We start from the raw sequence: 24,628 nt of genomic DNA on the forward strand, positions 1-24,628 counted from the left end.
GCGAGACGGGGTAAATGGCGGGATTCAGACGGGAAGTGTCGTCTTTGGGCGCCTTGGCCACTTTCGAGGCGGCGGCGCGTCTGATGGGCTTCACCCGCGCGGCCGAGGAGCTGGGGGTGACGCAGGCCGCGGTCTCGCGCCAGATCAAGCTCTTGGAGGCCGAGCTGAACATGACCTTGTTCGTGCGCGGCCATCGCAAGGTCGAGCTGACGCCGGCCGGCCTGACCCTGTCACGCGCGCTGACCGGGGCCTTCGATCAGGTCTCCGAGGCCCTGGATACCATCCGCCGCCCGGTTGCCGGCAAGACGGTGACGGTGGCGGCGACGCTGGCCTTCACGCATTTCTGGCTGCTGCCCCGGCTGCCCGCCTTCCGCGCCGCGCATCCCGAGGTGCAGCTGCGGCTGGTGTCGCAGGACAGCGGCTTCGATCTGCGGCGCGATACTGTGGATGTCTTGATCCATTACGGAAAACCGCCGGTCGATGGTGGGCGTTGTCTGGCCGAATTGCCGGAACGGGTGTTCCCGGTCGCGGCGCCCGCGCTGGCGGATCGGCCTTGGGACAGCCTGCCGCTGATCGCCTGCGAATGGGTCGAACCGAGTTGGATGGGCTGGCGGCGCTGGTCGCAGCTGGCAGGGCAGGGGGCGATGACACGGCCGAGCGCCCTGCGCTTCACGCAATATTCCGACGCGATCTATGCGGCGATCGGCGGCGAGGGGGTGGCCTTGGGCTGGCAGGCCCTGGTCGGTGGGCATCTGGCCGACGGGCGGCTGGTGCGTCTGGGCGAGACCGAAGTTGTGCCTGAGGAATCCAACATGCTGCTGGTGCCGACCACGCGGCGGCCCGGCAAGGCGGCGCAGGTCTTCACGGACTGGCTGGTGGCTGCCTTCGGGGCTGCTCAGGCATAAGCACAGGTCATTCAAACCCGCCGCATTTCTGGGCGTCACAGGAACGGGGCACGGGCCTAGCGTCAAGCATCCCATTCTGCGAGGCCCTGTCATGACCGTCGATGCCGTAGTTGAACCCGCCCGCTCCCGCTCGGGCCGTGCCGCGCGTCGGGCGGAACGCGCGGTCGTGAAGGGCGTGCACACACCCTATATCGTGCGTGGCATCCCGACCTATGACATTCTGGGCGAAGAGAGCCTGCTGCGGATCGAGCACGCCGCCGACCGCATCCTCGCCGAGACCGGCCTCGATTTCCGCGATGATGACGAGGCCTTGGCTTTGTGGCGCAAGGCCGGCGCGAAGGTCGACGGCATCCGTGTCCGCTTCGAGCCCGGAATGCTACGCGAGATCCTGAAGACCGCGCCGCGCGAATTCACCCAGCACGCCCGCAACCCCATGAATTCGGTGCGAATCGGCGGCAAGAACGTGGTCTTCGCGCCGGCCTATGGCAGCCCCTTCGTGATGGATCTAGACAAGGGGCGGCGCTTCGGCACGCTCGAGGATTTCGAGAATTTTGTGAAGCTAGCGCAATCCTCGCCCTGGCTGCACCATTCGGGCGGCACGATCTGCGAGCCCACGGATGTGGCGGTGAACAAGCGCCATCTCGACATGGTCTATGCCCATATCCGCTATTCTGACCGGGCGTTTCTGGGCTCGGTCACCGCCGAGGAACGGGCGGAGGACAGCATCGACATGGCGCGCCTCCTGTTCGGCGAGGCCTTTGCCGCCGAGAATTGCGTCATCATGGGCAATTTCAACGTGAACTCGCCGCTGGTCTGGGACGGGACCATGACCAAGGGCCTGAGGGCCTATGCCCGCGCAGGGCAGGGGGTGGTGCTGGTGCCCTTCATCCTCGGCGGCGCGATGGGGCCGGTGACCAATGCGGGCGCCATCGCCCAATCGCTGGCCGAGACGATGGCCGGCTGCGCGCTGGCGCAGTTGGAGCGGCCCGGCGCGCCGGTGGTGTTCGGGAATTTCCTGTCGTCGATGTCGCTCAGATCGGGTTCGCCCACCTTCGGCACGCCCGAACCCGCGATTGGCTCGATGGTGATCGGGCAATTGGCGCGGCGGCTGGGGCTGCCTTTGCGGTGCTCGGGCAATTTCACCAACTCGAAGCTGCCCGACGCGCAGGCGATGATGGAAGGCACGATGTCGATGCTGGCGGCGGTGCAATGCGGGGCGAATTACGTCCTGCATTCGGCGGGCTTCCTCGATGGTCTTCTGTCGATGTCCTACGAGAAATTCATGCTGGATTGCGACCTGTGCGGGGCCTTGCACAGCTACATGAAGGGCGTCGAGGTGACGGACGACCATCTGGCCGTCGATGCCTTCGCTGAGGTCGGGCCGGGCAACCATTTCTTCGGCTGCAACCACACGCTCCAGCATTATGAGGCCGCGTTTTGGGATTCCGCCCTGTCCGACAACGAACCGTTCGAGAAATGGGAGGCCGCCGGCAGCACCGATTCCGCCACACGCGCGAACAAGGCATGGAAGAAAACGCTGGCCGAGTATCAGGCACCGGCGCTTGATGAGGGCATCGACGAGGCGCTGCGCGATTTCGTCGCCCAACGAAAACAGGCGGTTGCAGATCAGTGGTATTGACGGAAATGTGACAGGCCCCCTTGGCGCGGCTCCGGTTTGAGGGCATCTTGCCGCCTGTTTGGCGGGAGTGCGCGTATGACGAGGCCCTGGGCAGCGCCGGGTCAGGTGGTCGGCCTGTTGGGGGGATCCTTCGATCCGCCCCACGCGGGGCATGTGCATCTCACGCGAGAGGCGCTGAAGCGGCTGCGGTTGGATCAGGTCTGGTGGATGGTGAGCCCCGGCAACCCGATCAAGGCCCACGCGCCGGCGGCTTTGGACGAGCGTTTGCAGGCCTCCCGCGCGATCATGCTGCACCCCAAAGTGCGGATCACCGACCTTGAGGCCGGGTTCGGCACGCGCGCTACGGCGGACACTTTGGCCGCGCTGCAACAGGCCTATCCGCTGGTGAATTTCGTCTGGCTGATGGGCGCGGACAATCTCGCGGGCTTCCACAAATGGGACCGCTGGCCCGAAATCATGGCCCGCGTGCCAGTCGCTGTCTTCGCCCGACCGGGGCAGCGCATGCGCGCGCTCCATTCGCCCGCGGCCCAGCGATTCCGGCTGGCGCGGGTGCCGACACGGGATGCGGAACTGCTCGGGCACTTGACTCCGCCCGCCTGGCTCTATCTGGACATGCCGATGCGGGACATTTCGTCGACGGCCTTGCGCAAGGCGCGGCGTCTTGCCCCCTGATGGCCCGGTTCCTGCCCCGAATTAACCGGTTTACGTTGCGAAAACTGGTGTAGACTGGGGTCGGCCCGCGTCCGAACAGATTCTGTGGCGCACCGGCCGTTATTTAGAGAAGCCAAGGTCAAAAGATGTTTCGCGATCGACCAGAGCTAAGCCGCCGTGCCCTTTTGGCCGGCCTGTTGGCTGGGGCGGCCTCGCCGGTCCTGGCCCGTGCACCCAGCCATTCCCCCCGCCCGCCAGCCCGGCCCGCGGGCCAGCAACTCGCCGCGCTTGCGCCTGAGGCTCCGCCCGTCCGCGTCCCCACGGGAACGCTGGCCTCGGTGCTGGAGCGCGCCGGTGTCAGCGGCGAGACCTCGGTCATCGCGCTGGATGCCGAAACCGGCTCGGTGATCGAAGAACACCGCGCTGATCTGCGGGTTCCCCCGGCCTCGACGGCGAAGGCACTGACGACGCTCTATGCGATGCACCACCTCGGGTCGGAGTATCGCTTCGTCACCCGCGCGGAATCGCGCGGCGGCGCTCTGGAGAACGGTGTCCTGCAAGGTGATCTGGTTCTGCGCGGCGGCGGCGATCCCACGTTGCAGACCGCCGAACTCGCGGCCATCGCCGACGCGTTGATTGCGCGGGGTCTGCGCCGGATCACCGGGCAGTTCATCGTCGATACCGGGGCGCTGCCCGAACTGGAGGAGATCGACCCCGGCCAACCCGTGGCCGCGGGCTATAACCCGGCGATCGGCGGGCTGAACCTGAATTTCAACCGCGTGCATTTCGGATGGGAAGTGGCCAATGGTCGCGCCTCGCTGGCGATGGATGCGCGGTCCAACACCGAGACGCCGGGCGTCTCCGTCATCGGTATCGAGGCCGTTGGCCGGGATCTGCCGGTCTACACCCACGATCTGCGCGGAGATCGTGAGCGTTGGACAGTTGCGGCCAGTGCCCTGAACCAATCGGGCTCGCGCTGGCTGCCGGTGCGCCGGCCGGGCGTCTATGCCGCCGATGTGTTCCGGGTGCTGATGCAGACACGCGGGTGCAGCCTGCCTGCGCCGCGGTTCACCTCGGTTCCGGCGGGGCCGGTGCTGGCCGAGAGCCGTTCGGGCAGCCTGCCGGGTGTCTTGCGCGAAATGCTGCGCTATTCGACCAACATCACCGCCGAGGCGGTCGGTCTGATGGCCACCGCGCGCGCCGGCAACCAGCCGCGATCGCTGAGCTATTCGGCGCAGCAGATGAACAGCTGGCTGGCGCAGCAATACGGGGCCGAGGGGCTGGCCCTCGTCGATCATTCGGGACTGGGTGAGGAATCGCGGGTCTCGACGCGCGCGATGGCGACCTTCCTGCGTGCGGCGCGGAGCGAGGGGATCCTGCCGGGTCTGCTGCGCGATCATCCGATGCGCGACCAGAACGGGCGGCCGGTCAATGGCCATCCGGTCAGCGTGCAGGCCAAGACCGGCACGCTGAATTTCGTCTCGGCGCTGGCGGGCTATGCCCAACCGCGCGGAGGCCGGCCGATTGTCTTCTCGATCGTCAGTGCCGACATGGCCGCGCGCCGCGCGATTGCCGACGACACCAGCGAGCGTCCGGCGGGCGTGCGGACCTGGACGGGCCGGGCCCGGACGCTGCAGCAGGATCTGATCGAACGCTGGTCGGCGCTCAGCGGCTGACGCTCAGGCGTGCGCGAACCGGGCGCGGGCGCCGCGCTCGATCGCGGCGGCATGCAGCCGGTCGAGGTTCAGCTCGTGGCGCATTTCCTCCAGCAAACGCAGCTCGGTCTGGGTCAGCGCCCCGTCCGAGGCGGCGATGTCGCAGGCCAGCGCATAGGCGGTCTCGTTCAGACGCTCAGGCAGGCTTTCACGCACGAGGCCGAAGATGGCATCGAGCCCGTCCTCATCTTCCAGCAGTTCGAACACGGTTTGCGACACGACCTTGATGCGGTCGGCGTCATAGCCGGCGAAAACCGGCAGTTGGGCCACGACCTGTTCGATGGCCAAAAGTTCGACCGTGCGGATCGCGCTGTCGGCGATCGAGACGGTCAGCATCACGGCGACAAGGCTGTCCTGCGGCGAGAGGGAGGTCGTGGTGTCGTTCATCTGATATTCCGTTCCGGCACAGTGTCCAAAGGCTGGGGTGCAGAATATTGACTGGGGCGGGGGCGGGCAATAGGAAGCGCAGGTTCCCCAAGGGCGCGCGATGGCGCCCGGCAACAGGAAAGAATGATCCATGACTTCTCTGCGTGACGCCGCGATGACCTCCAAGGCCTGGCCCTTCGAAGAGGCCCGCCGGCTGCTTAAACGCTACGAGAAGAAGCCGCCCGAGAAGGGCTACGTCCTGTTCGAGACGGGCTATGGCCCCTCGGGCCTGCCGCATATCGGCACCTTCGGCGAGGTCGCGCGCACGACGATGATCCGCCGCGCCTTCGAGGCCATCTCGGACATTCCGACCCGGCTGATCTGTTTCTCGGATGACATGGACGGCATGCGCAAGGTGCCGGAGAACGTCCCGAACCAGGACCTGCTGCGCGCCAATATCCAGAAGCCGCTGACCGCGGTCCCCGATCCGTTCGAGAAATTCGACAGCTTCGGCGATCATAACAACGCCATGCTGCGCCGGTTCCTCGATACCTTCGGGTTCGAATACGAGTTCTATTCGGCGACCGAGTTCTACAAGACCGGCCAGTTCGACAAGATCCTGCTTCTGGCCTGCGAGCGCTACGACGAGATCATGGCCGTCATGCTGAAGTCGCTGCGCGAAGAGCGTCAGCAGACCTATTCCTGCTTCCTGCCGATCCACCCCGAGACCGGCCGCGTGCTGTACGTCCCGATGAAGGAAGTGAATGCCAAGGACGGCACGATCACTTTCGACGACGAGGACGGCAAGGAGTGGACGCTGCCCGTCACCGGCGGTCAGGGGAAGCTGCAATGGAAGCCCGATTTCGGCGCGCGCTGGGCGGCTCTCGATGTCGATTTCGAGATGTATGGCAAGGACCACAGCACCAACACGCCGATCTACGACAAGATTTGCGAGATCCTCGGCGGCAAGAAGCCCGAGCATTTCACCTATGAGCTGTTCCTCGACGAGAATGGCGAGAAGATCTCGAAATCCAAGGGCAACGGCCTGACGATCGACGAATGGCTGACCTATGCCTCGTCCGAAAGCCTGTCGTATTTCATGTTCCAGAAGCCCAAGACCGCGAAGCGGCTGTGGTGGGACGTGATCCCGAAGGCCGTCGACGAATATCACCAGCAGCTGCGCGCCTATCCGACGCAGACGGTCGACCAGCAACTGGCGAACCCGGTCTGGCATATCCACGGCGGCAATGTGCCGGCGTCTGACATGGTGGTGCCGTTCTCGATGCTGCTGAACCTCGCCTCGGTGGCGGGGGCGAAGGATGCGGCCGGGCTTTGGGGCTTCATCAAGCGCTATGCGCCCGAGGCCAGCCCGGAAGCGAACCCGCAGCTCGACCAAGCCGCCGGTTTCGCGGTGCGCTACTTCAACGATTTCGTGGCGCCGAAACGGGTCTTCCGCCTGCCGACGGATCAGGAGCGCGCGGCGATGCAGGATCTGGTGACCCGGCTCAAGGGCTGGGACGGCGGGCTCGATGCCGAGGCACTGCAATCCGAGGTCTTCGCGGTCGGCAAGGAGCATGGCTTCGAGAACCTGCGCGAATGGTTCCAGGCGCTGTACGAGGTGCTGCTGGGCCAAAGCCAGGGCCCGCGCTTCGGTGGCTTCATCGCGCTCTATGGTCTCGATGAGACGGTGGCGCTGATGGAAAAGGGCCTCGCGGGCGATCTGGCCGCCTGAAGCGTGTGACGGAACGGAATGAGGGGGAGGAGGGGCGACCTTTCTCCCCTTTGTCATGGGCGCGTGCTAGGCAGGCGGCATGAGTACCAGTCCCGCCTATGCCCCGCTGAACACCCTGAAATCCGTCGCGCCCGATGTCTGGATCGTCGATGGTCCCGCCATCCGCTTCTACGGTCTGCCCTTCACCACGCGGATGACTGTGATCCGTTTGCCCGGTGGTGGCTTGTGGGTGCATTCCCCCATCGCGGTCGATGATGCACTGATGGCAGAGATCGACGTGCTGGGCCCCGTTCAATGCCTGATCGCGCCGAACTGGATCCATTACGCCTATGTCGGTGCGTGGCAGGCGCGTTATCCGGAGGCTCGCTGCTGGGCCGCCCCCGGCGTGCGCGAGAGGGCGGCATCGCGCGACGTGGCGATCCGCATCGACGCGGTGTTGGGGGACGAGGCGCCGGTCGAGTGGGCCGGGGTCATCGAGCAGTTGGTGGTGGCAGGCAGTTCCTCGCACCATGAGGCGGTGTTCTTCCACTTGGCGACGAAGACGCTGGTGCTGACCGACCTCATCGAGAATTTCGAGCGTCGCGCGGTGCCGGTCTGGCAGGTGCCGTTCCTGTTCCTCGCTGGGAACCTCGATCCCGACGGCAAAGCGCCGCGGGACATGCAGGCGACGTTCCGCAAGGGGCGCGAGGCGGCGCGGGCCTCGGTCGAGCGCATGATCGGTTGGGGGCCTGAGCGGGTGATCCTCGCCCACGGGCGCTGGTATCCGGAAAAGGGTGTGGAGGAGCTGAAGCGCGCTTTCCGGTGGATTCTGTGACGCCTGACTGATCCGCACGGCGCCTTGCCACGTAAAGCGGGCAGGGAGGAATGACAGATGACAAGAATGTCCACCGCCAAGGTCGCCCTTCTGCTGGCGACTGCTCTTGCTGCCGGCAGTGCGCAAAGCCAGACCGCGCCTGACATCATCTCGGCCCAGATCGACGCCTTTCGCAGTGCGGATTTCGAAGAGGCCTTCACCTATGCCTCGGACAACCTGCAACGCATATTCGGTTCGCCCGAGAATTTTGGCCGCATGGTTGCGGGCGGCTATCCGATGATCCTCGACCCGGCCGAGCTGCGCTTCCTTGACCGCGGCGAACGCGCCGGGCGTGAGATCCAGCGCGTGCTGATCCTCGACCAAGACGGGCGCAGCTTCGTTCTGGAATACGAGATGATCGGTGCCGGTGCGGACCTGCGCATCGCCGGCGTTCGTGTCCTGCCCGAGACAGGCACCGGCGTCTGACCCTTCTTGCCGGGCCGCGCAACGCGCGCCCGCCTCAGGGCGCCTTAAGGCCCTGTTGGTACTTCCTCGGGGCGAGTGGCCGTCCCCATGGGCGGTGCGCGGATCGAGGTTTTGCAAGACAGGGGTCTGATATGAACAAGGCTGTGACCGAAGGGCTGATCCTGATGCCGCCGCCCTTTGCCGACGGGTTGACCGCGTGGTCCAGCGGCGACGGCACGCCGGGATCGCCCGATTACGACGGCGCGGCCAACGCGGCCTATGTCCCGTCCGACCCAGATTTCGAGGGCTGTCTGGAGCTGCTGAAGACCGCCAGCACGCAAAAGCTGCGCTGGAAGGGCAACACGCCGGTGATCAATGGCCTGTATCTGCGCGTCACGGCGCAGGTGAAGGCCATGTCGGGCTCGCTGCCCTCGGTGCGGATCGCGGGCTTCGCGGCGACCTCGGGCGATGCGGCGGTGGGGGGCGTGGTGGTCAACGGGCCGTCCACCACGCTGACCACCTATGGCGAGATCGTCGAGGTCAGCGCCATCATCGCCACCGCCAACCGCACCGGCGTCGACATGAACTGGCATGGCGTGCATCACGGGCATGTCGGGCTGGACCTGACGGGGGCCAATGGCGGTGTAGTGCGCATCGACGACATTCAGGTCGAAGATGTCACCAGCTTCTGGCTGCGCGATATGATGGATTGGGTCGATGTGCGCGACTACGGCGCCGTCGGCAACGGTTCGGCCAACGATTACAACGCCTTCACCGCTGCGGCGGCCGAGGCCGTTGCCTCGGGTCGGACCCTGCTGGTGTCCGAGGGGGCCTATTACATCGGCTCGACGCTGACGCTGGAATGCCCGGTCCGGTTCCAAGGCACGCTGGTGATGCCCTCGGATGCGCGGCTGCAATGCGCCAAGAACTTCGACTTTCCGACCTATGCCGCGGCCTTCGGCTCCGAGGGGCTGGGTCTGCGCAAGGGCCTGCAGGCGCTGTTCTGGTACACCGACCACGACACGTTCGATCTGCGCGGCCGCCGCATCGTACTGGATGCGCCGATCGATCTGGCCGAGACGACGGGCCTCGATTCCTACGCCATCCGGCGGGTGTTGAGGAACGGCCTGATCGAGGTGAACGAGGGTTCGCCCTGGGACAGCTATACCGTCAACTCGCAGGCGACCTATTCGACCAGTCAGTCGGGCGTGCTGACCAATGTGTCAAACATCGCGAACGTGCCGGTGGGCGCGCGGGTGTCGGGCAGCGGCGTCGGGCGGGAGGTCTATGTCAAGGCGCGCAACATTTCGAACGGCACGCTGACGCTGAGCCAGCCGCTGTACGGCGCGCAGGGCACGCAGAACTACAGCTTCGAGAAGTTCCAGTACGTCCTGGACATGTCCGGCTTCGGCACGCTCGAGCGGTTCGAGATCAACAATGTCGAATTCCAGTGCAAGAACATTGCCTCGGCGCTGAACCTGTCGAAGGACGGGCCGATCTTCTCGGTCCGGCATTGCACGTTCAACCGGCCCAAGGACAAGGCGATCACTTCGATCGGGCGGGGCTGTCAGGGGATGCTGGTCGACAATTGCATCTTCCTGTCATCGGAAGCGCCGGTCCGCTCGCAGGACCGGGTGTCGGTGGCGATCAACGTCAACGCCAATGACGTGAAGCTGCGCTCGAACCTGGTGCAGCGGTTCGGCAAGTTCGCGGTAATGGCCGGAACCTATCACCTGATCGAAGGCAACCACTTCTATCACGGGGACAACGAACAGAACGCCGTTCGCCAGTCGGGCATCGTGCTGACCTACCCGAACACCGTCACCTCGATCACCGGGAACTATGTCGACAACACCTTCTTCGAGCATACCAACGAGCATGATGCGACCCCGAACTGGGGCGGCGAATACTCGTTCGGCGGGCTGTCGATCACCAACAACGTCATGCTGGTGTCGAACACCCTGTCGGGCTTCAAGTTCATCGTGGTGAAGCCTTATGGCACCGGGCATTTCCTGTCCGGGCAGATCGTCACGGGCAATGTCTTCCGTACCGTGAACGCCACGCCGAACCGGCCCGAGGGGGTGGATACCACGCATGCCGACCTCGACTACTCGCGGTTCCGCAACGTGATCTGGGCCAACAACACCTACAACGGCATCTCGACCCAGACCGAGAGCCCGATGACGATCCGGCACAATCAGTCCAGCGCCGCGCATAACTGGACGATCTCGACCGGGGGGCGGCTGCCGTATAACGGCTGGGCCCGCACCGTCAGCGCGCTGGTGATGGAGGGGCAGGCCAATGACGGCGGCAACACCGTTCGCACCGCGATGCCCTATGTGAACATCCAGCAGGGCAGCAACAACAACCAGATCCGACTGACATGGCCGAGTGCCACGCGGGGCCGGGTGGTGATCACCATTCGGGGCGACAACCCGCTCTGAGGCGATGTCGGATACGGCGGCAGGCCGGCCCCTCGGGGCCGGTCTTGTCTTGTGTTGGGCTGAGTCGCGTCAGGCGCGAATCACCAAGGTTGGCTCTGTTTCCGCGAGCGCTCACAGCGAATCCCCGACTTTTCGACAATTCAACGAGGCGAGACTTGCCGTGTCATCGCGGCCCCTACACCCGCGGACGTTGCGTCACGGCGTTGACTTGCGCCTGGGCTGCAGGGGGTTGGAAAACATGGCGGAAATGTGAAGGCAGTTGTCAAAATTTACAGATTGCCGTTAATGGCGGTGAAGAAATTTACAAAAATCTTGTTATGTAAAAAAGAGTTACCCATAAATTGACCGATGCGCTATCCTGACCTCGGATGGAGGAGGTTCAGGTCGGGTTTGCGCGAGGGGCGCTGCCGGGCCGGCCCACAGGCTGGAGGAGCGCTCATGTCTGATTTGGCGCAATCGGGGGCTTATGCCGCCACGGCGGATTTTATTGCCAAGGCCCATGTCGACGCGGCGAAGTACGAAGAGATGTATGCCGCTTCGATCAACGACCCCGAGGGGTTCTGGGGCGAACACGGCAAGCGCCTCGACTGGATCAAGCCCTATACCAAGGTCAAGAACACCAGCTTCGAATTCGGCAAGGTCGATATCAAATGGTACGAGGACGGCGTCCTGAACGTCGCCGCCAATTGCGTCGACCGCCATCTCGCGACCCGCGGCGACCAGACCGCGATCATCTTCGAGCCCGATGACCCCGAGGCTCCCGCCCAGCACATCACCTACAAGGAGCTCTCCGAGAAGGTGAACCGCATGGCCAACGTTCTGCTTTCGCAGGGCGTGATGCGCGGCGACCGGGTGGTGATCTATCTGCCGATGATCCCCGAGGCCGCCTATGCCATGCTGGCCTGCGCCCGCATCGGCGCCATCCATTCCATCGTCTTCGCCGGCTTCTCGCCCGACGCGCTGGCCAACCGCATCAACGATTGCGGCGCCAAGCTGGTGATCACCGCCGACACCGCCCCGCGCGGTGGTCGTCGCACGGCGCTGAAGGCCAATACCGACGCGGCGCTGCTGCATTGCTCGGACAAGGTGCGCTGCCTCGTCGTCAAGCATACCGGCGACCAGACCACCTGGATCGAGGGCCGCGACGTCGACGTGAAGGCGATGATGGCGCTGGCCGCCCCCGATTGCCCGCCGCGCCCGATGAACGCCGAGGACCCGCTGTTCATCCTCTATACCTCGGGTTCGACCGGCAAGCCGAAGGGCGTCGTGCACAGCTCGGGCGGGTATCTCGTCTACGCGGCGATGACCCAGCAGCTGACCTTCGACTACCACGAGGGCGACATCTTCTGGTGCACGGCGGATGTGGGTTGGGTCACCGGCCACAGCTACATCATCTACGGGCCGCTCGCGAATGGTGCGACCACGCTGATGTTCGAGGGCGTGCCGACCTATCCGGATGCGGGCCGCTTCTGGGCCGTCTGCGAGAAGCACAAGGTCAACCAGTTCTACACCGCGCCGACGGCGATCCGCGCGCTGATGGGGCAGGGGCCGGAATGGGTCGAGAAATACGACCTGTCCTCGCTGAAGCTGCTGGGCTCGGTCGGCGAGCCGATCAACCCGGAAGCCTGGAACTGGTACAACACCCATGTCGGCAAGGGGAATTGTCCCATCGTCGACACCTTCTGGCAGACCGAGACCGGCGGCCACATGCTGACCCCGCTGCCGGGCGCGATCCCGACGAAGCCGGGCTCGGCCACGAAGCCCTTCTTCGGCGTGAAGCCCGAGATCCTCGACGCCACCACCGCCGAGATCCAGTCCGAGACCAAGGCCTCGGGCGTCCTCTGCATCGCCGACAGCTGGCCGGGCCAGATGCGCACGGTCTGGGGCGATCACGAGCGGTTCCAGGACACCTATTTCAGCCAGTACAAAGGCTATTACTTCACCGGCGACGGCTGTCAGCGCGATGAGGACGGCTATTACTGGATCACCGGCCGCGTGGATGACGTGATCAACGTCTCGGGCCACCGGATGGGCACGGCCGAGGTCGAAAGCGCCCTCGTCGCCCATGCTCAGGTCGCCGAGGCTGCCGTCGTGGGCTATCCGCACCCGGTCAAGGGGCAGGGCATCTACGCCTATGTCACCCTGATGAACGACGTGGAACCCAGCGAGGATCTGCGCAAGGATCTGGTGAAATGGGTCCGCACCGAGATCGGGCCGATCGCTTCGCCGGACCTGATCCAATGGGCGCCGGGCCTGCCGAAGACGCGCTCGGGCAAGATCATGCGCCGCATCCTGCGCAAGATCGCCGAGAACGATTACGGCGCGCTGGGCGACATCTCGACGCTGGCCGATCCCTCGGTCGTCGAGGAATTGATCGAAAACCGTCAGAACAAGGGGTGAGCGGCATGTCGGAAACCATGACCCCCGAGACGATGACCAAAGCTGCCGTCCTGATCCTGCTGGGCCCGCCGGGCGCGGGCAAAGGCACTCAAGCCCGCATGCTTGAGGAGCGTTACGGGCTGGTGCAATTGTCCACGGGCGACCTGCTGCGCGCGGCGGTTGCCGCCGGGACGGATGCCGGCCGCGCCGCGAAATCGGTGATGGAGGCCGGTGGCCTTGTCTCCGACGAGATCGTACTCGCGATCCTCAAGGACCGCATGGCCGAGCCGGACACCGCCAAGGGCGTGATCCTCGATGGCTTCCCGCGCACGCCGGGGCAGGCCGAGGCGCTGGATGCGCTGCTGGCCGAACAAGGGCTGAAGATCTCGGCCGCCGTCTCGATGGAGGTCGATGACGCGGCGATGGTGACCCGGGTTTCGGGTCGCTACACCTGCGCCGATTGCGGCGAGGGCTATCACGACAGCTTCAAGCAGCCCGCCGTGGATGGCTGCTGCGACAAATGTGGCGGCAAGGCGTTCAAGCGCCGCGCCGACGACAATGCCGAGACGGTGGGGGCCAGGCTGACGGCCTACCACGCGTCGACGGCGCCGCTGATCGCCTATTACGGCCAGCGCGGAGTCCTGCGGAAAGTCGATGGTATGGGAGCCATCGACAGCATCGCCGCGGACCTCGGCCGGATCGTCGACGAGGTGACAGCCTGACCCGTCGGGGCCTGCCGCAGGGCGGGCCCCGACGGCCATGACAGGCGGGTATCCCGTGTCGGGGTGCCCGCAGGAGGATAAACCGGGAGGACAAAAAATGTCTGACAAATCGGCTACGGCCTATTGGGCGGCGAATATCCGGCTGATCACCATTTGCTTGGTGGTCTGGGGGATCGTCTCCTTCGGCTTCGGAATTCTGCTGCGCCCGCTGCTTTCGGGCATCGCCATCGGCGGTACGGATCTCGGCTTCTGGTTCGCCCAGCAAGGCTCGATCCTGACCTTCATCGTTCTGATCTTCTTCTATGCCGCGCGGATGAATGCCATCGACCGCGAATTCGGCGTGAACGAATAACGGGAGCACGGGACAGATGGATCAATTCACCCTCAACCTGATCGTCGTGGGCGCGTCCTTCGCCCTCTACATCGGGATCGCGATCTGGGCCCGGGCGGGCTCCACGTCGGAATTCTACGCCGCCAACCGCGGCGTGCACCCCGTTCTGAACGGCATGGCCACCGCCGCTGACTGGATGTCGGCTGCGTCCTTCATCTCGATGGCCGGTATCATCGCCTTCGTCGGCTATGACAACTCGACCTACCTGATGGGCTGGACCGGCGGCTACGTGCTGCTGGCGCTGCTGCTGGCGCCGTACCTGCGCAAGTTCGGCCGCTTCACCGTGCCGGACTTCATCGGCGACCGCTTCTACAGCCAGACCGCCCGTATCGTGGCCGTCATCGCGCTGCTGGTGATCTCGATCACCTACGTGATCGGGCAGATGGCCGGCGCCGGCGTGGCCTTCTCGCGCTTCCTCGAAGTGTCGAGCTCGACCGGCCTGTGGATCGCTTCGGCCGTGGTGTTCTGCTACGCCGTTCTCGGCGGCATGAAGGGCATCACCTACACCCAGGTCGCCCAGTACTGCGTGCTGATCGTCGCCTATACCATCCCGGCGATCTTTATCTCGCTGCAGCTGACCGGCAGCTTCCTGCCGCAAATCGGCCTGTTCAGCGCCGATGCCTCGGGTCAGCCGCTGCTGGCGCACCTTGACGGGCTGCTGTCGGATCTGGGCTTCCGCACCTATACCGAGCACCATTCCAACACGCTCGACATGGTGCTGTTCACCCTCGCGCTGATGATCGGTACCGCCGGTCTGCCGCACGTGATCATCCGCTTCTTCACCGTGCCGAAAGTGTCGGATGCCCGCGCCTCGGCTGGTTGGGCGCTGGTGTTCATCGCGCTGCTGTACACCGTGGCCCCGGCCGTCGGTGCCATGGCCCGCCTGAACATCATCAACACGATCTACCCGAACGGCATCGACGGCGAGACCTCGCTGTCCTATGCCGATCAGCCGCAGTGGATGAGCAACTGGGAAAACACCGGCCTGCTGGCGTTCGAAGACAAGAACGGCGACGGCATGATCCAGTACTACAACGAAGCGAACGCCCCGGCGATCGCGGCGGAGAATGGCTGGGCCGGTAACGAGATGACCACGTTCAACCGTGACATCCTCGTGCTTGCGAACCCGGAAATCGCCGGCCTGCCGGGCTGGGTCATCGCCCTGATCGCTGCCGGTGGTCTGGCCGCTGCCCTCTCGACCGCTGCCGGTCTGCTGCTGGCGATCTCGTCGGCCGTGTCGCACGACCTGATCAAGTCGGTGATCAACCCCGGTATCTCGGAAAAAGGCGAGATGCTGGCCGCCCGCGTCTCGATGGCCATCGCCATCCTGATCGCGACGCTGCTGGGTCTGAACCCCCCGGGCTTCGCCGCTCAGGTGGTCGCCATTGCCTTCGGTCTGGCCGCAGCCTCGCTGTTCCCGACCATCATGATGGGCATCTTCTCGAAGACCATGAACTCGGCCGGTGCGGTCGCGGGCATGCTGGTCGGTCTCTTGGTCGAGATGGTCTACATCTTCACCTATGTCGGCTGGTTCTTCATCCCCGGCACCAACATGCTGCCGAACACCGCCGACAACTGGCTGTTCGGTATCCAGCCGGCCTCGTTCGGCGTGGTCGCTGCCATCCTGAACTTCATCGTTGCCTACATCGTTCTGGCCATGACGAAGCCGGCCCCGGCCGAGATCCAGGATCTGGTGGAATCGATCCGCGTCCCGCGTGGCGCCGGTGCGGCCCAGTCGCACTGACCTGACTTCCGGAGGGGCGCCGACATCGCGCCCCTCCGACCTCACGGACGCAGGGTGGAGAAGATGGATACGCAGATCGACACGATCCTCGCCTTCCTCGAATCCGTGCATCCCTATGACAGCCTGCCGCGGAACGAGATGGCGCGTGTCGCCGCCTCCTTCGGCCGCAGGGAATACCTCGCCGGAGACCGGATCTACGAGGTCGGGGAGCCCCTCAAGGGCCTGTACCTGATCAAGCGCGGCGCGGTCGAAGTGACCGACCGCAACGGGGTGCTGGTCTCGATCCTCGGGCCGCGGAACACCTTCGGCGAGCGTGGCCTGATGCGCGACGGCCTCGCCGTCACCAATGCCATCGCCGTCGAGCCCAGCGTGGTTCTGGTCCTGCCCGAGGGCGACTGGCGCCAGCTCATCGCCGGCGTCCCGGCCTTCGAGCGTTTCTTCCAGCGCGGTCGCTCGGCCGAGGTGCGCTCGTCGGATCTGACGACGCTCAAGGTCACCGATCTGATGGCCCGCAGCCCGGTCAGCCTGCCGCCCGAGGCCAGCGTGACCGAGGCCGCGCAGTTGATGCGCGAGAAGCATGTCAGCTCCGTCGCCGTGACGCGGGAGGACACGCTGCTGGGCCTCGTCACCACCCGCGACCTGACCGAGAAGGTGCTGGCCGCCGAGCTGCCCGGCTCCACCGCGCTGGGACAGGTGATGACGGTCGATCCCCTGACGCTGAGCCCCGATGCGCTGGGCTCGGACATCCTGCACATGATGCTGGAACGCTCGATCGGCCATCTGCCGGTGGTGCAGGACGGCAAGCTGAAGGGCATGGTCACGCAGACCGACCTCACCCGTTTTCAGGCCGTAAGCTCGGCGCAGTTGGTGCGTGACGTGGTTGCCTGCGAGACGGCAGAGGAAATGGCCGAGGTCACCGCCCGCATTCCGCGCCTGCTGCAACAGCTGGTCGCGGCGCATAACGCGCATGAGGTGGTGACGCGGCTGATCACCGACATCGCCGACACCGTCACCCGCCGTCTGCTGAAACTGGCCGAGGCGCAACTTGGCCCGGCGCCGGTGCCGTATCTGTGGCTCGCCTGCGGCAGCCAGGGCCGGCAGGAACAGACGGGCGTGTCGGATCAGGACAATTGCCTGATCCTCGACGACAGCGTGACCGAGGGGGACCGCCCGTATTTCAAGGCCTTGGCCAAGTTCGTCTCGGACGGGCTGAACACGGCGGGCTACGTCTATTGCCCCGGCGACATGATGGCGACGGCCGAGCGTTGGTGCCAGCCCAAGGCCGTCTGGCGCCAGTATTTCCGCGGCTGGATCGATACCCCCAGCCCCGAGGCGCAGATGCTGGCCTCGGTCATGTTCGATCTGCGACCCATCGGCGGCACCACGGCGCTGTTCCGCGAATTGCAGGAAGAGACTTTGGCGGCGGCCTCGAAAAACTCGATCTTCGTGGCCCACATGATCTCGAATTCGCTTAAGCACCACCCGCCCTTGGGCCTGTTGCGCGGCTTCGCCACCATCCGATCGGGTGAGCACAAGAACCATATCGACATGAAGGCCAACGGCGTCGTCCCGGTCACCGATATCGGCCGGGTCTATGCCCTGCGCGGCGAGCTGACCGAGGTGAACACCCGCGCCCGGATCGAGGCCGCCGAGGATGCGGGCGTCGTCTCCGTCTCGGGCGCGCGCGACCTGATCGAGGCCTATGACCTGATCGCCTCGCTGCGGCTGGAAAGCCAGGCGGCGCTGGTGAAGGCCGGCCGCAAGCCCGACAATTTCCTCGCGCCCTCGGACCTGTCCGATTTCGAGCGCAGCCACCTGCGCGACGCCTTCGTCGTCGTGCGCACCATGCAATCGGCGCTGGGCCAGAGAACCGGAGCGCTGGGATGAGAAGGGCCCCCCTATGCTGATCGACTTCATCGGATCGCTGGCCACCGGGCTGGGCCTTCTGGGCGTTGTGCTGCTGATCAACCGCCTGATCCTGAAGGGACGGTTCGGGCGCTGGATCTACCCGGCCACCGTCGCCTTGGGCATGGTCGGCTATACCGTCTGGGCCGAATACACCTGGGCCGAGCGGACCGTCGCGGGCCTGCCGCAGCTGGAGATGGTCTCGGAATCCGGGGACCCGGTGATCTACCGGCCCTGGACCTACCTCTGGCCTCAGGCAACCCGCGTGCTGGCCATCGACCTGTCGAACACCCGCACGCACCCTGAGCAGCCGGGGCAGGTGATGACGCAGGTCGTCTTCATCGCCCGCTGGCAGCCGATCCGGGCGGTGAGCGTGGTCTATGATTGCAACGAACACACGCGCGCCGATGTTCTGGACGGCGTGACGATGAATGCCGACGGCAGCCTGACGGGCGCCGAGTGGCACGCACTGGCCGCGGACGACCCGGTGATGGTCGCCGCCTGCCGCGCGGGAGAGGAGGGAAGCGATGACCGAGCAAGCGGCGCCTAAGCGCATCCTCGTCGTCGAGGACGAGGACAACATCGCCATCGCGCTCGACTATCTGATGACGCGCGAAGGCTATCAACAGCAGCGCATCGCCACCGGCGCCGGCGCGGTCGATCTGATCCGCGAGACGAAGCCGGACCTCGTGCTGCTGGACGTGATGCTGCCCGAGGTCTCGGGCTACGAGATCTGCCAGAATGTCCGAATGGACTCGGGTCTGAACGGGGTGAAGATCCTGATGATGACCGCGCGCGGCTCGGCCATGGAGCGGCGCAAGGGGCTGGCGATGGGCGCGGATGGCTTCATCTCCAAACCCTTTGAGCTGAAGGCCCTGCGCGCCGAGGTTCGGCGTATTCTCGCGGGCGAGGCCCCGGCGGACCCCTCCGTCGACAGCGACAGCAGCGCGCCCGGCGAGGCGCGCCATGCCTGAACGCACGGGCCTGCGTCGTCGCCTGCTGACCCTCTTTGGCGCGTTGGCGCTGGCCTGTGTCGTCGCCATTGCCGGCGGGTTGTGGGTGGCCGGCCGGACGGAGCCGGTCGCGCCCTCGGTCTTGAATGGCGCACTGGTCGCGGGCTTCGTGATCCTCGGGTTGGTGGTCTGGCTGTGGTTCGTGCTGGATCAGCAGTTGGCGCAACCGCTGGACCGGCTGGCCGCGGCCTTTCGGGCGCGGGCGCACGCCGGGATCACCCGCGACCTGTCCGAGGATCTGGGCCGCGCCCGTCTGCTGGGCGATCTGGCGCCTGCCGCCGACGCCATGGGCCGAGCCCTGACCGAGACACGCTCGGCTTTGGACGAGGCCGTCGCGCGCGAGACGACGCGCCTCGCGGCCGAGAAATCGCGGCTGGAAACCCTGCTGGCCGATGTGCCGGTGGCGGTGCTCTTGTGCTCGGCCGAACACCAGCTGGCGTTCTACAACGGGCAGGCGGTCGAGATCCTTGGCGGCGGGACCGCGCCGGGGCTGGACCGAAACCTGCTGGATTATCTGCGCGAAGGCCCGATCAGCCACGCCTATGCCCGCCTGCACGAGGCTGGCGATCCGGATGCGGCCTCGGACCTGCTCTGCGCCACGGTGAGCGGCGGGCAGATGCTGTCCGGCCGGATGCGGGTGCTGCGGCGGCGCGAGCCGGGTGTGGAGCCGGGCTATGTGCTGACCCTGCGCGACGTCACCGCCGACATCGCCGCCCATACCAGCCGTGACGCGCTGTTGTCCGAGGTCTTTGACCGGGTCCGTCGACCCGCTGCCAACCTGCAAACAGTCATCGGCGTCATGGCCGAGCTGGAGGGCGAGAGCGACCGCCCGGACCTCAGCGCCGCGATGCGCGACGAGGTCGAGGCGCTGACGCAGGCGATCACCGAATTGGGCGCGCGGCATGACGCGATGCAGACCGACTGGCGGCCCTTGGTGAGCACCCGTTCGGGCGATTTGCTGGACGGTTTGAAGGGCCGTTTTCAGGCCGAGGGGCTGGGGCTGGAAACCGAAAGCCTCGACCTGATCGTGCAGCTCGACGGGTTCGAGATCGTCGGCTTCTGGACCTGGCTCGCGGGGCATATCGCGAGGGACGGGCTGGCCCGCGACTTCCGTATCGAGATCGAGGAAGAGGACGGCCCCGGCGCGGTGATGCGCCTGTGCTGGCAGGGGGAGCCGCTGTCGGTCGGGCGTCTGGACGGCTGGCTGCCCGAGGTGCTGGGCCGCGATACCGGCGAGCTGACGGCGCGCGCGGTGTTGCAGACCCATGGCACCGAGGCCTGGCCCGAGACCTCGGTCGCGCGGCAGGCGGTGGTGATGCCGATCCGTCAGGCCCGCCGGGCCTCGCGCCGGATCCAGCCGATCACCCGCAAGGTGGTCTATGACTTCGATCTGCTGGGCAAGGCCAAGGGCACCAAGGTCGAGGACACAAAGCTGGAAGACCTGACCTTCGTCGTCTTCGATACCGAGACGACGGGGCTGGAGCCCTCGCAAGATGCCATCGTGCAGATCGCGGCGGTGCGGCTGGTCAATGGCCGGCGGGTCGAGACCGAGGTCTTCGACACGCTCGTGGACCCGGGCCGCCCGATCCCGCCGCGCTCGACCGATGTGCACGGGATCACCGACAGCATGGTCGTCGGCGCGCCCGATGTCATCGAGGCCGGGCGCCAGTTCCACAAATTCGCCGAAGGGGCGGTGCTGGTCGCGCATAACGCGCCCTTCGACATGGAGTTCCTGCGCCGGCAGGAAGGCGCGATCGGCAAGGCCTTCGACCATCCGGTGCTGGATACGGTGCTGCTCTCGGCGGTGGTCTATGGCCAGCTGGAGCCGCATTCGTTGGATGCGCTGACCGCCCGGCTGGGCATCACCATCCCCGAGGAAGCGCGGCACACCGCCATCGGCGACACGGTGGCAACGGCGGATGCCTTCTTGCGTCTGGTGCCGATGCTGAAAGCGCGCGGCCTCACGACCTTCGGGCAGGTGGTGGCGGAGCTGCGCAAGCACGGCAGGCTTCTGAAGGACCTCAACGACTGAGGGATGCGCCGCAAGCACTCGACGGGTTGCGCCAGCGCGGCAGGGGGCGTTAGCCTTCCCCATGGGAGAGCCACAGATAAACCCCGACCGCGCCCGTTTCGGGCTGTTCAAGGACCTGCCGCGCGACCGACCGGTCCATATGCTGAACCTCGTCCGGCTACGTGCGGAGGCCGCCTACGATGACGGGCGGAAGGCCTCGGGCGCGGAGGCCTATGCCGCCTATGGCCGGGAAAGCGGGCCGATCTTCCGGCGCCTCGGGGGCACGATCCTCTGGAGCGGCAAGCCCGAGCTGATGCTCATCGGCCCGATGGACGAGGCTTGGGATCTGGCCTTCGTCGCCGTCTATCCGACCGGGCAGGCCTTCATCGACATGATCCGCGACGCCGATTACCAGCGCGCGGCGCAGCATCGCACGGCGGCGGTGGCCGATTCGCGCCTGATCCGCATGACCCCCGGCGAGGCGGGCGCGGGCTTTGGCTGACGGCCCGGCCATGAAAAAGGCCCCGCCGATGGCGAGGCCCGATTTTCTTTCACCGATGGCTGGCTCAGTCGTTCGACGCGGCCAGACGCACGGCACCCTTGGCAGCTTTGCCTTCAGCCTTGCGCGAGCGGTGCTTGTCCATGAAATCGAAGACCAGCGGGCGGATGTTGTTGCGCCAGCTGGAGCCCGCGAAGATGCCGTAATGGCCCGCGCCGGGTTCCAGATGCGAGGCCTTCATCTCATCCGGCACGCCGGTCATCAGATCCAGCGCCGCAAGGCACTGACCGGGGGCCGAGATATCGTCCTTCGCGCCCTCGACGATCATCACGGCGACGTCGGTAATCGCGCCGATGTCGACCTTCTGATCCTCGATCCAGAACTCGTTCCGGGCGATCTCGCGGTCCTTGAAGATCCGCTCGACGGTCGAGAGGTAGAACTCCGCGGTCATGTCCATGACGGCGAGGTATTCGTCGTAGAAACGGTTGTGCTGATCCCGCTCGCTGCCCTCGCCACGGGCCTCGGCGGCGATCTTGTCGCCGAAGGCCTGTGCGTGACGGTCGAGGTTCATCGAGATGAAACCCGCCAGCTGCAACAGGCCCGGATAGACCTGACGGCCGACGCCCGAATACTTGAAGCCCACGCGCTGGATCGCGAATTGCTCCAGCTGGCCCATGGTCACGCGGCGGCCAAAGTCGGTCACCTCGGTCGCGGCGGCATCGGGGTCGATCGGACCGCCGATCAGGGTCAGGGTGAGGGGCTGCGCGTCGGGTTCCTGCTTGGCCAGCACGGCCGTCGCGGCCAGCGCGAGCGGCGCCGGCTGACAAACCGCCACCACATGGGTGTCGGGGCCAAGAAACTTCATGAAATCGACGAGATAGCTTGTATAATCCTCGATATCGAACTTGCCTTCCGACACGGGGATATCACGCGCGTTATGCCAATCGGTGATCCAGACTTCCGCATCCGGCAGAAGCGAGGCCACGGTCGAGCGCAGAAGCGTCGCGTAATGGCCCGACATCGGCGCGCAGAGCAGGATGCGGCGCGGCTTTTCCGGCCGGCCATGCACCTTGAAGCGGATCAGGTCGCCAAAGGCGCCGGGCACATCGACCACGGTTTCCACCAGATGGTCGCGGCCGTCTTCGCCGACGACGGTGCGGATGCCCCAGGCGGGCTTGGTGACCATGCGGCCGAAGCTGCGCTCGGTCACGCGGCCCCAGGCGGCCATGAAATCGAACATCGGGTTCGGCGCCATGCCGAACATGGGGTACGACGCCATCGCTCGGGCCGAGGCGCCGAGCCATTCGTTGGTGTTGCGCACCGTTTCCATGAGGTCGTAGGTGACCATCTGTCGCATGAGGAACTCCGTGAATTCGCTGCTCGCGCAGGGGGATTCCGGACTATCCTGACAGGAGGGCGCCGGACTATGCTGCAGCGCAGGAGTGTAGGGGGGGAAGGTTAAGATGGCAACTTCTGAATACGAAAATTCAGAGCAATTGGACGTCATGAACGCCAATCTGGCGAAGATCGAGGCCCTGACTCAACGGCTGATTGCTGCGTTTGCGAAGAAGCAGGTGCAGCGGACCGATCTGCAGGCTCCGGATCCGTCGATCTACCTGCGCGCCGCTTCGTCCTATTGGAACGAGATGGTCACCAATCCCTCCAAGGTGATCGAGCAGCAGGTGGCCTATTGGGGCAAGACGCTGAAGCACTTCGCCGAAGCGCAGGAGGCCCTGCGCACGGGTCAGCTCGCCGCGCCCGAGGATCACACCCCCGACGACAAGCGCTTCACCAACCCGTTGTGGAAGACGCATCCCTATTTCAACTACATCAAGCAGCAGTATCTGATGTCGTCCGAAGCCATCGAGAAGGCCATCGACGAGCTGGACACGCTGGACGCGCGCGAAAAGCGGCGGCTGGAATATTTCGGGCGGCAGATCATCGATATGATGGCGCCGACGAACTTCCTCGGCACCAACCCGGACGCCTTGATGCGCGCGGTCGAGACCGAGGGGGCGAGCCTCGTCAAAGGCTTGGAGAACCTCGTGCGGGATATCGAGGCCAACAGCGGCGACTTGCTGGTGACGCTGGCCGATCGTGATGCCTTCAAGGTCGGCGGCAATATCGGCACCTCGGAAGGGGCGGTGGTGTTCCGCAACCGCATGTTCGAGCTGATCCAGTACAAGCCGCAGACCGAGCAGGTGCGCGAGACGCCGCTGCTGATCTTCCCGCCCTGGATCAACAAGTTCTACATCCTCGACCTGAAGCCGCAGAACAGCCTGATCAAGTGGATCGTCGAGCAGGGCTACACGCTTTATGTCGTGAGCTGGGTCAACCCGAATGCCGCCTATGCCGATGTCGGCATGGATACCTATGTGCAGGAAGGCTATCTGGAAGCCGTCGCCAAGGTGAAGGAGCTTTGCGGCGTCAAGGCGATCAACGTCATCGGCTATTGCATCGCCGGCACGACGCTGGGCCTGACCCTGTCCCTGATGGACAAGCGCAAGGACAAGTCGATCAAGTCCGCGACCTTCTTCACCACGCTCACCGATTTCTCGGATCAGGGCGAGGTGGGGGTCTTCCTCGAGGATGATTTCGTCGACGGGATCGAGGCCGAGGCCGATGAGAAGGGCTATCTGCACTCGTATTACATGACCAAGACGTTCAGCTACCTGCGCTCGAACGACCTGATCTACGCGCCCGCGATCCGCAGCTACATGATGGGCGAGGCCCCGCCGGCTTTCGACCTCTTGTTCTGGAACGGCGATGGCACCAACTTGCCGGGGCGCATGGTGGTGGAGTATCTGCGCGGCCTCTGCCAACGGGACGAATTCGCCTCCACCGGCTACGACCTGCTGGGCGAGAAGGTGACTCTGGAGGGGGTGAAGGTGCCGCTTTGCGCCGTGGCCTGCGAGACGGACCACATTGCCGCGTGGCGCTCCAGCTTCCGGGGCGTGTCGAAGATGGGATCGACCAACAAGACCTTCATCCTGTCCGAGAGCGGCCATATCGCCGGCATCGTCAACCCGCCGTCGAAGAAGAAATACGGCCATTACACCTCGGATCACCCGATTGACGGCGACCCTGAGGCCTGGAAGGCAGAGGCGGAATACCATCAGGGCTCGTGGTGGCCGCGCTGGGAGGAATGGCTGCGCAGCCGTTCGGGCAAGCTGATTCCGGCCCGTCCGCTTCCCGATTCGGTGTTGGCTCCGGCGCCGGGAACCTATGTGAGCGCAAATCCGAACGCTTGATCA

The 24,628-nt window shown here is 65.5% G+C and carries 20 protein-coding genes; 18 read left to right on the forward strand and 2 right to left on the reverse strand.

What is annotated here, in order from left to right; all coding sequences use genetic code 11:
* Positions 1 to 14 precede the first annotated feature (14 nt).
* The 4 genes from BCY78_RS16150 to dacB all read left to right on the forward strand — a co-directional run bounded on the left by BCY78_RS16150 (position 15) and on the right by dacB (position 4,871).
* Positions 15 to 905 (forward strand): LysR substrate-binding domain-containing protein, encoded by an 891-nt coding sequence (locus BCY78_RS16150; protein WP_068303993.1) that lies wholly within the window; start codon positions 15 to 17, stop codon positions 903 to 905.
* Between the two features lie 91 nt (positions 906 to 996).
* Positions 997 to 2,544, forward strand: coding sequence for a trimethylamine methyltransferase family protein (locus BCY78_RS16155; protein WP_068303994.1), 1,548 nt, complete (start codon positions 997 to 999; stop codon positions 2,542 to 2,544).
* A 75-nt stretch (positions 2,545 to 2,619) separates the two neighbouring features.
* Positions 2,620 to 3,216, forward strand: coding sequence for a nicotinate-nucleotide adenylyltransferase (locus BCY78_RS16160; protein WP_068303995.1), 597 nt, complete (start codon positions 2,620 to 2,622; stop codon positions 3,214 to 3,216).
* 164 nt (positions 3,217 to 3,380) lie between these two features.
* Complete coding sequence (gene dacB, locus BCY78_RS16165) at positions 3,381 to 4,871, forward strand: D-alanyl-D-alanine carboxypeptidase/D-alanyl-D-alanine-endopeptidase (protein ID WP_233499422.1); 1,491 nt, start codon at positions 3,381 to 3,383, stop codon at positions 4,869 to 4,871.
* A gap of 3 nt (positions 4,872 to 4,874) precedes the next feature.
* Here dacB and BCY78_RS16170 read toward each other — a convergent pair whose 3' ends face one another.
* Positions 4,875 to 5,297: a tellurite resistance TerB family protein gene (locus BCY78_RS16170; protein WP_068304000.1), complete on the reverse strand. Its 423-nt coding sequence runs from the start codon at positions 5,295 to 5,297 to the stop codon at positions 4,875 to 4,877.
* Positions 5,298 to 5,427: 130 nt separating this feature from the next.
* Here BCY78_RS16170 and BCY78_RS16175 point away from each other — a divergent pair, with 130 nt between their 5' ends.
* The 13 genes from BCY78_RS16175 (at position 5,428) to BCY78_RS16235 (ending at position 21,377) form a co-directional block, all read left to right on the forward strand.
* Positions 5,428 to 7,008 carry a lysine--tRNA ligase gene (locus tag BCY78_RS16175; protein ID WP_068304001.1) on the forward strand — a complete coding sequence of 527 codons (1,581 nt, stop codon included), beginning with the start codon at positions 5,428 to 5,430 and terminating at the stop codon, positions 7,006 to 7,008.
* Positions 7,009 to 7,087: 79 nt separating this feature from the next.
* Positions 7,088 to 7,822, forward strand: a complete 735-nt coding sequence (locus BCY78_RS16180) for a DUF4336 domain-containing protein (protein ID WP_068304002.1) — start codon at positions 7,088 to 7,090, stop codon at positions 7,820 to 7,822.
* 57 nt (positions 7,823 to 7,879) lie between these two features.
* Entirely contained in the window at positions 7,880 to 8,287 is a 408-nt protein-coding gene (locus BCY78_RS16185) for a DUF4864 domain-containing protein (RefSeq protein WP_139103200.1), read from the forward strand.
* A gap of 131 nt (positions 8,288 to 8,418) precedes the next feature.
* On the forward strand, positions 8,419 to 10,710 hold the full coding sequence (locus BCY78_RS16190; RefSeq protein ID WP_068304006.1) for a glycosyl hydrolase family 28-related protein: 2,292 nt from the start codon (positions 8,419 to 8,421) through the stop codon (positions 10,708 to 10,710).
* A gap of 438 nt (positions 10,711 to 11,148) precedes the next feature.
* Positions 11,149 to 13,110 carry an acetate--CoA ligase gene (gene acs, locus BCY78_RS16195; protein ID WP_068304008.1) on the forward strand — a complete coding sequence of 654 codons (1,962 nt, stop codon included), beginning with the start codon at positions 11,149 to 11,151 and terminating at the stop codon, positions 13,108 to 13,110.
* 17 nt (positions 13,111 to 13,127) lie between these two features.
* Positions 13,128 to 13,811 carry an adenylate kinase gene (locus BCY78_RS16200; protein WP_068304067.1) on the forward strand — a complete coding sequence of 228 codons (684 nt, stop codon included), beginning with the start codon at positions 13,128 to 13,130 and terminating at the stop codon, positions 13,809 to 13,811.
* Between the two features lie 97 nt (positions 13,812 to 13,908).
* Positions 13,909 to 14,163, forward strand: coding sequence for a DUF4212 domain-containing protein (locus BCY78_RS16205; RefSeq protein ID WP_068304010.1), 255 nt, complete (start codon positions 13,909 to 13,911; stop codon positions 14,161 to 14,163).
* A gap of 16 nt (positions 14,164 to 14,179) precedes the next feature.
* Positions 14,180 to 15,946 (forward strand): sodium:solute symporter family protein, encoded by a 1,767-nt coding sequence (locus tag BCY78_RS16210; RefSeq protein ID WP_068304012.1) that lies wholly within the window; start codon positions 14,180 to 14,182, stop codon positions 15,944 to 15,946.
* A 63-nt stretch (positions 15,947 to 16,009) separates the two neighbouring features.
* The gene (locus tag BCY78_RS16215) at positions 16,010 to 17,833 is read left to right on the forward strand and encodes a DUF294 nucleotidyltransferase-like domain-containing protein (RefSeq protein WP_068304068.1); all 1,824 of its coding nucleotides are present in this window, start codon (positions 16,010 to 16,012) and stop codon (positions 17,831 to 17,833) included.
* 13 nt (positions 17,834 to 17,846) lie between these two features.
* Positions 17,847 to 18,401, forward strand: a complete 555-nt coding sequence (locus BCY78_RS16220) for a hypothetical protein (RefSeq protein ID WP_068304013.1) — start codon at positions 17,847 to 17,849, stop codon at positions 18,399 to 18,401.
* Positions 18,379 to 18,825: a response regulator transcription factor gene (locus BCY78_RS16225; RefSeq protein WP_068304014.1), complete on the forward strand. Its 447-nt coding sequence runs from the start codon at positions 18,379 to 18,381 to the stop codon at positions 18,823 to 18,825. The genes BCY78_RS16220 and BCY78_RS16225 overlap by 23 nt, the downstream gene beginning before the upstream one ends.
* A complete protein-coding gene (locus tag BCY78_RS16230; RefSeq protein ID WP_068304016.1) occupies positions 18,818 to 20,896 on the forward strand; it encodes an exonuclease domain-containing protein in 2,079 nt (692 codons plus the stop codon). The genes BCY78_RS16225 and BCY78_RS16230 overlap by 8 nt, the downstream gene beginning before the upstream one ends.
* A 61-nt stretch (positions 20,897 to 20,957) precedes the next feature.
* Positions 20,958 to 21,377 (forward strand): DUF1330 domain-containing protein, encoded by a 420-nt coding sequence (locus BCY78_RS16235; protein WP_068304019.1) that lies wholly within the window; start codon positions 20,958 to 20,960, stop codon positions 21,375 to 21,377.
* Positions 21,378 to 21,441: 64 nt separating this feature from the next.
* On the opposite strand, the gene phaZ is transcribed toward BCY78_RS16235, so the two are convergent.
* Entirely contained in the window at positions 21,442 to 22,731 is a 1,290-nt protein-coding gene (gene phaZ, locus BCY78_RS16240; protein ID WP_068304021.1) for a polyhydroxyalkanoate depolymerase, read from the reverse strand.
* A 106-nt stretch (positions 22,732 to 22,837) separates the two neighbouring features.
* On the opposite strand from phaZ, the gene phaC reads away from it, so the two are divergent.
* Complete coding sequence (phaC, locus tag BCY78_RS16245; RefSeq protein ID WP_068304022.1) at positions 22,838 to 24,625, forward strand: class I poly(R)-hydroxyalkanoic acid synthase; 1,788 nt, start codon at positions 22,838 to 22,840, stop codon at positions 24,623 to 24,625.
* Positions 24,626 to 24,628 lie beyond the last annotated feature (3 nt).

Source organism: Pararhodobacter sp. CCB-MM2, from assembly GCF_001691415.1.
Lineage (GTDB): Bacteria > Pseudomonadota > Alphaproteobacteria > Rhodobacterales > Rhodobacteraceae > Pararhodobacter.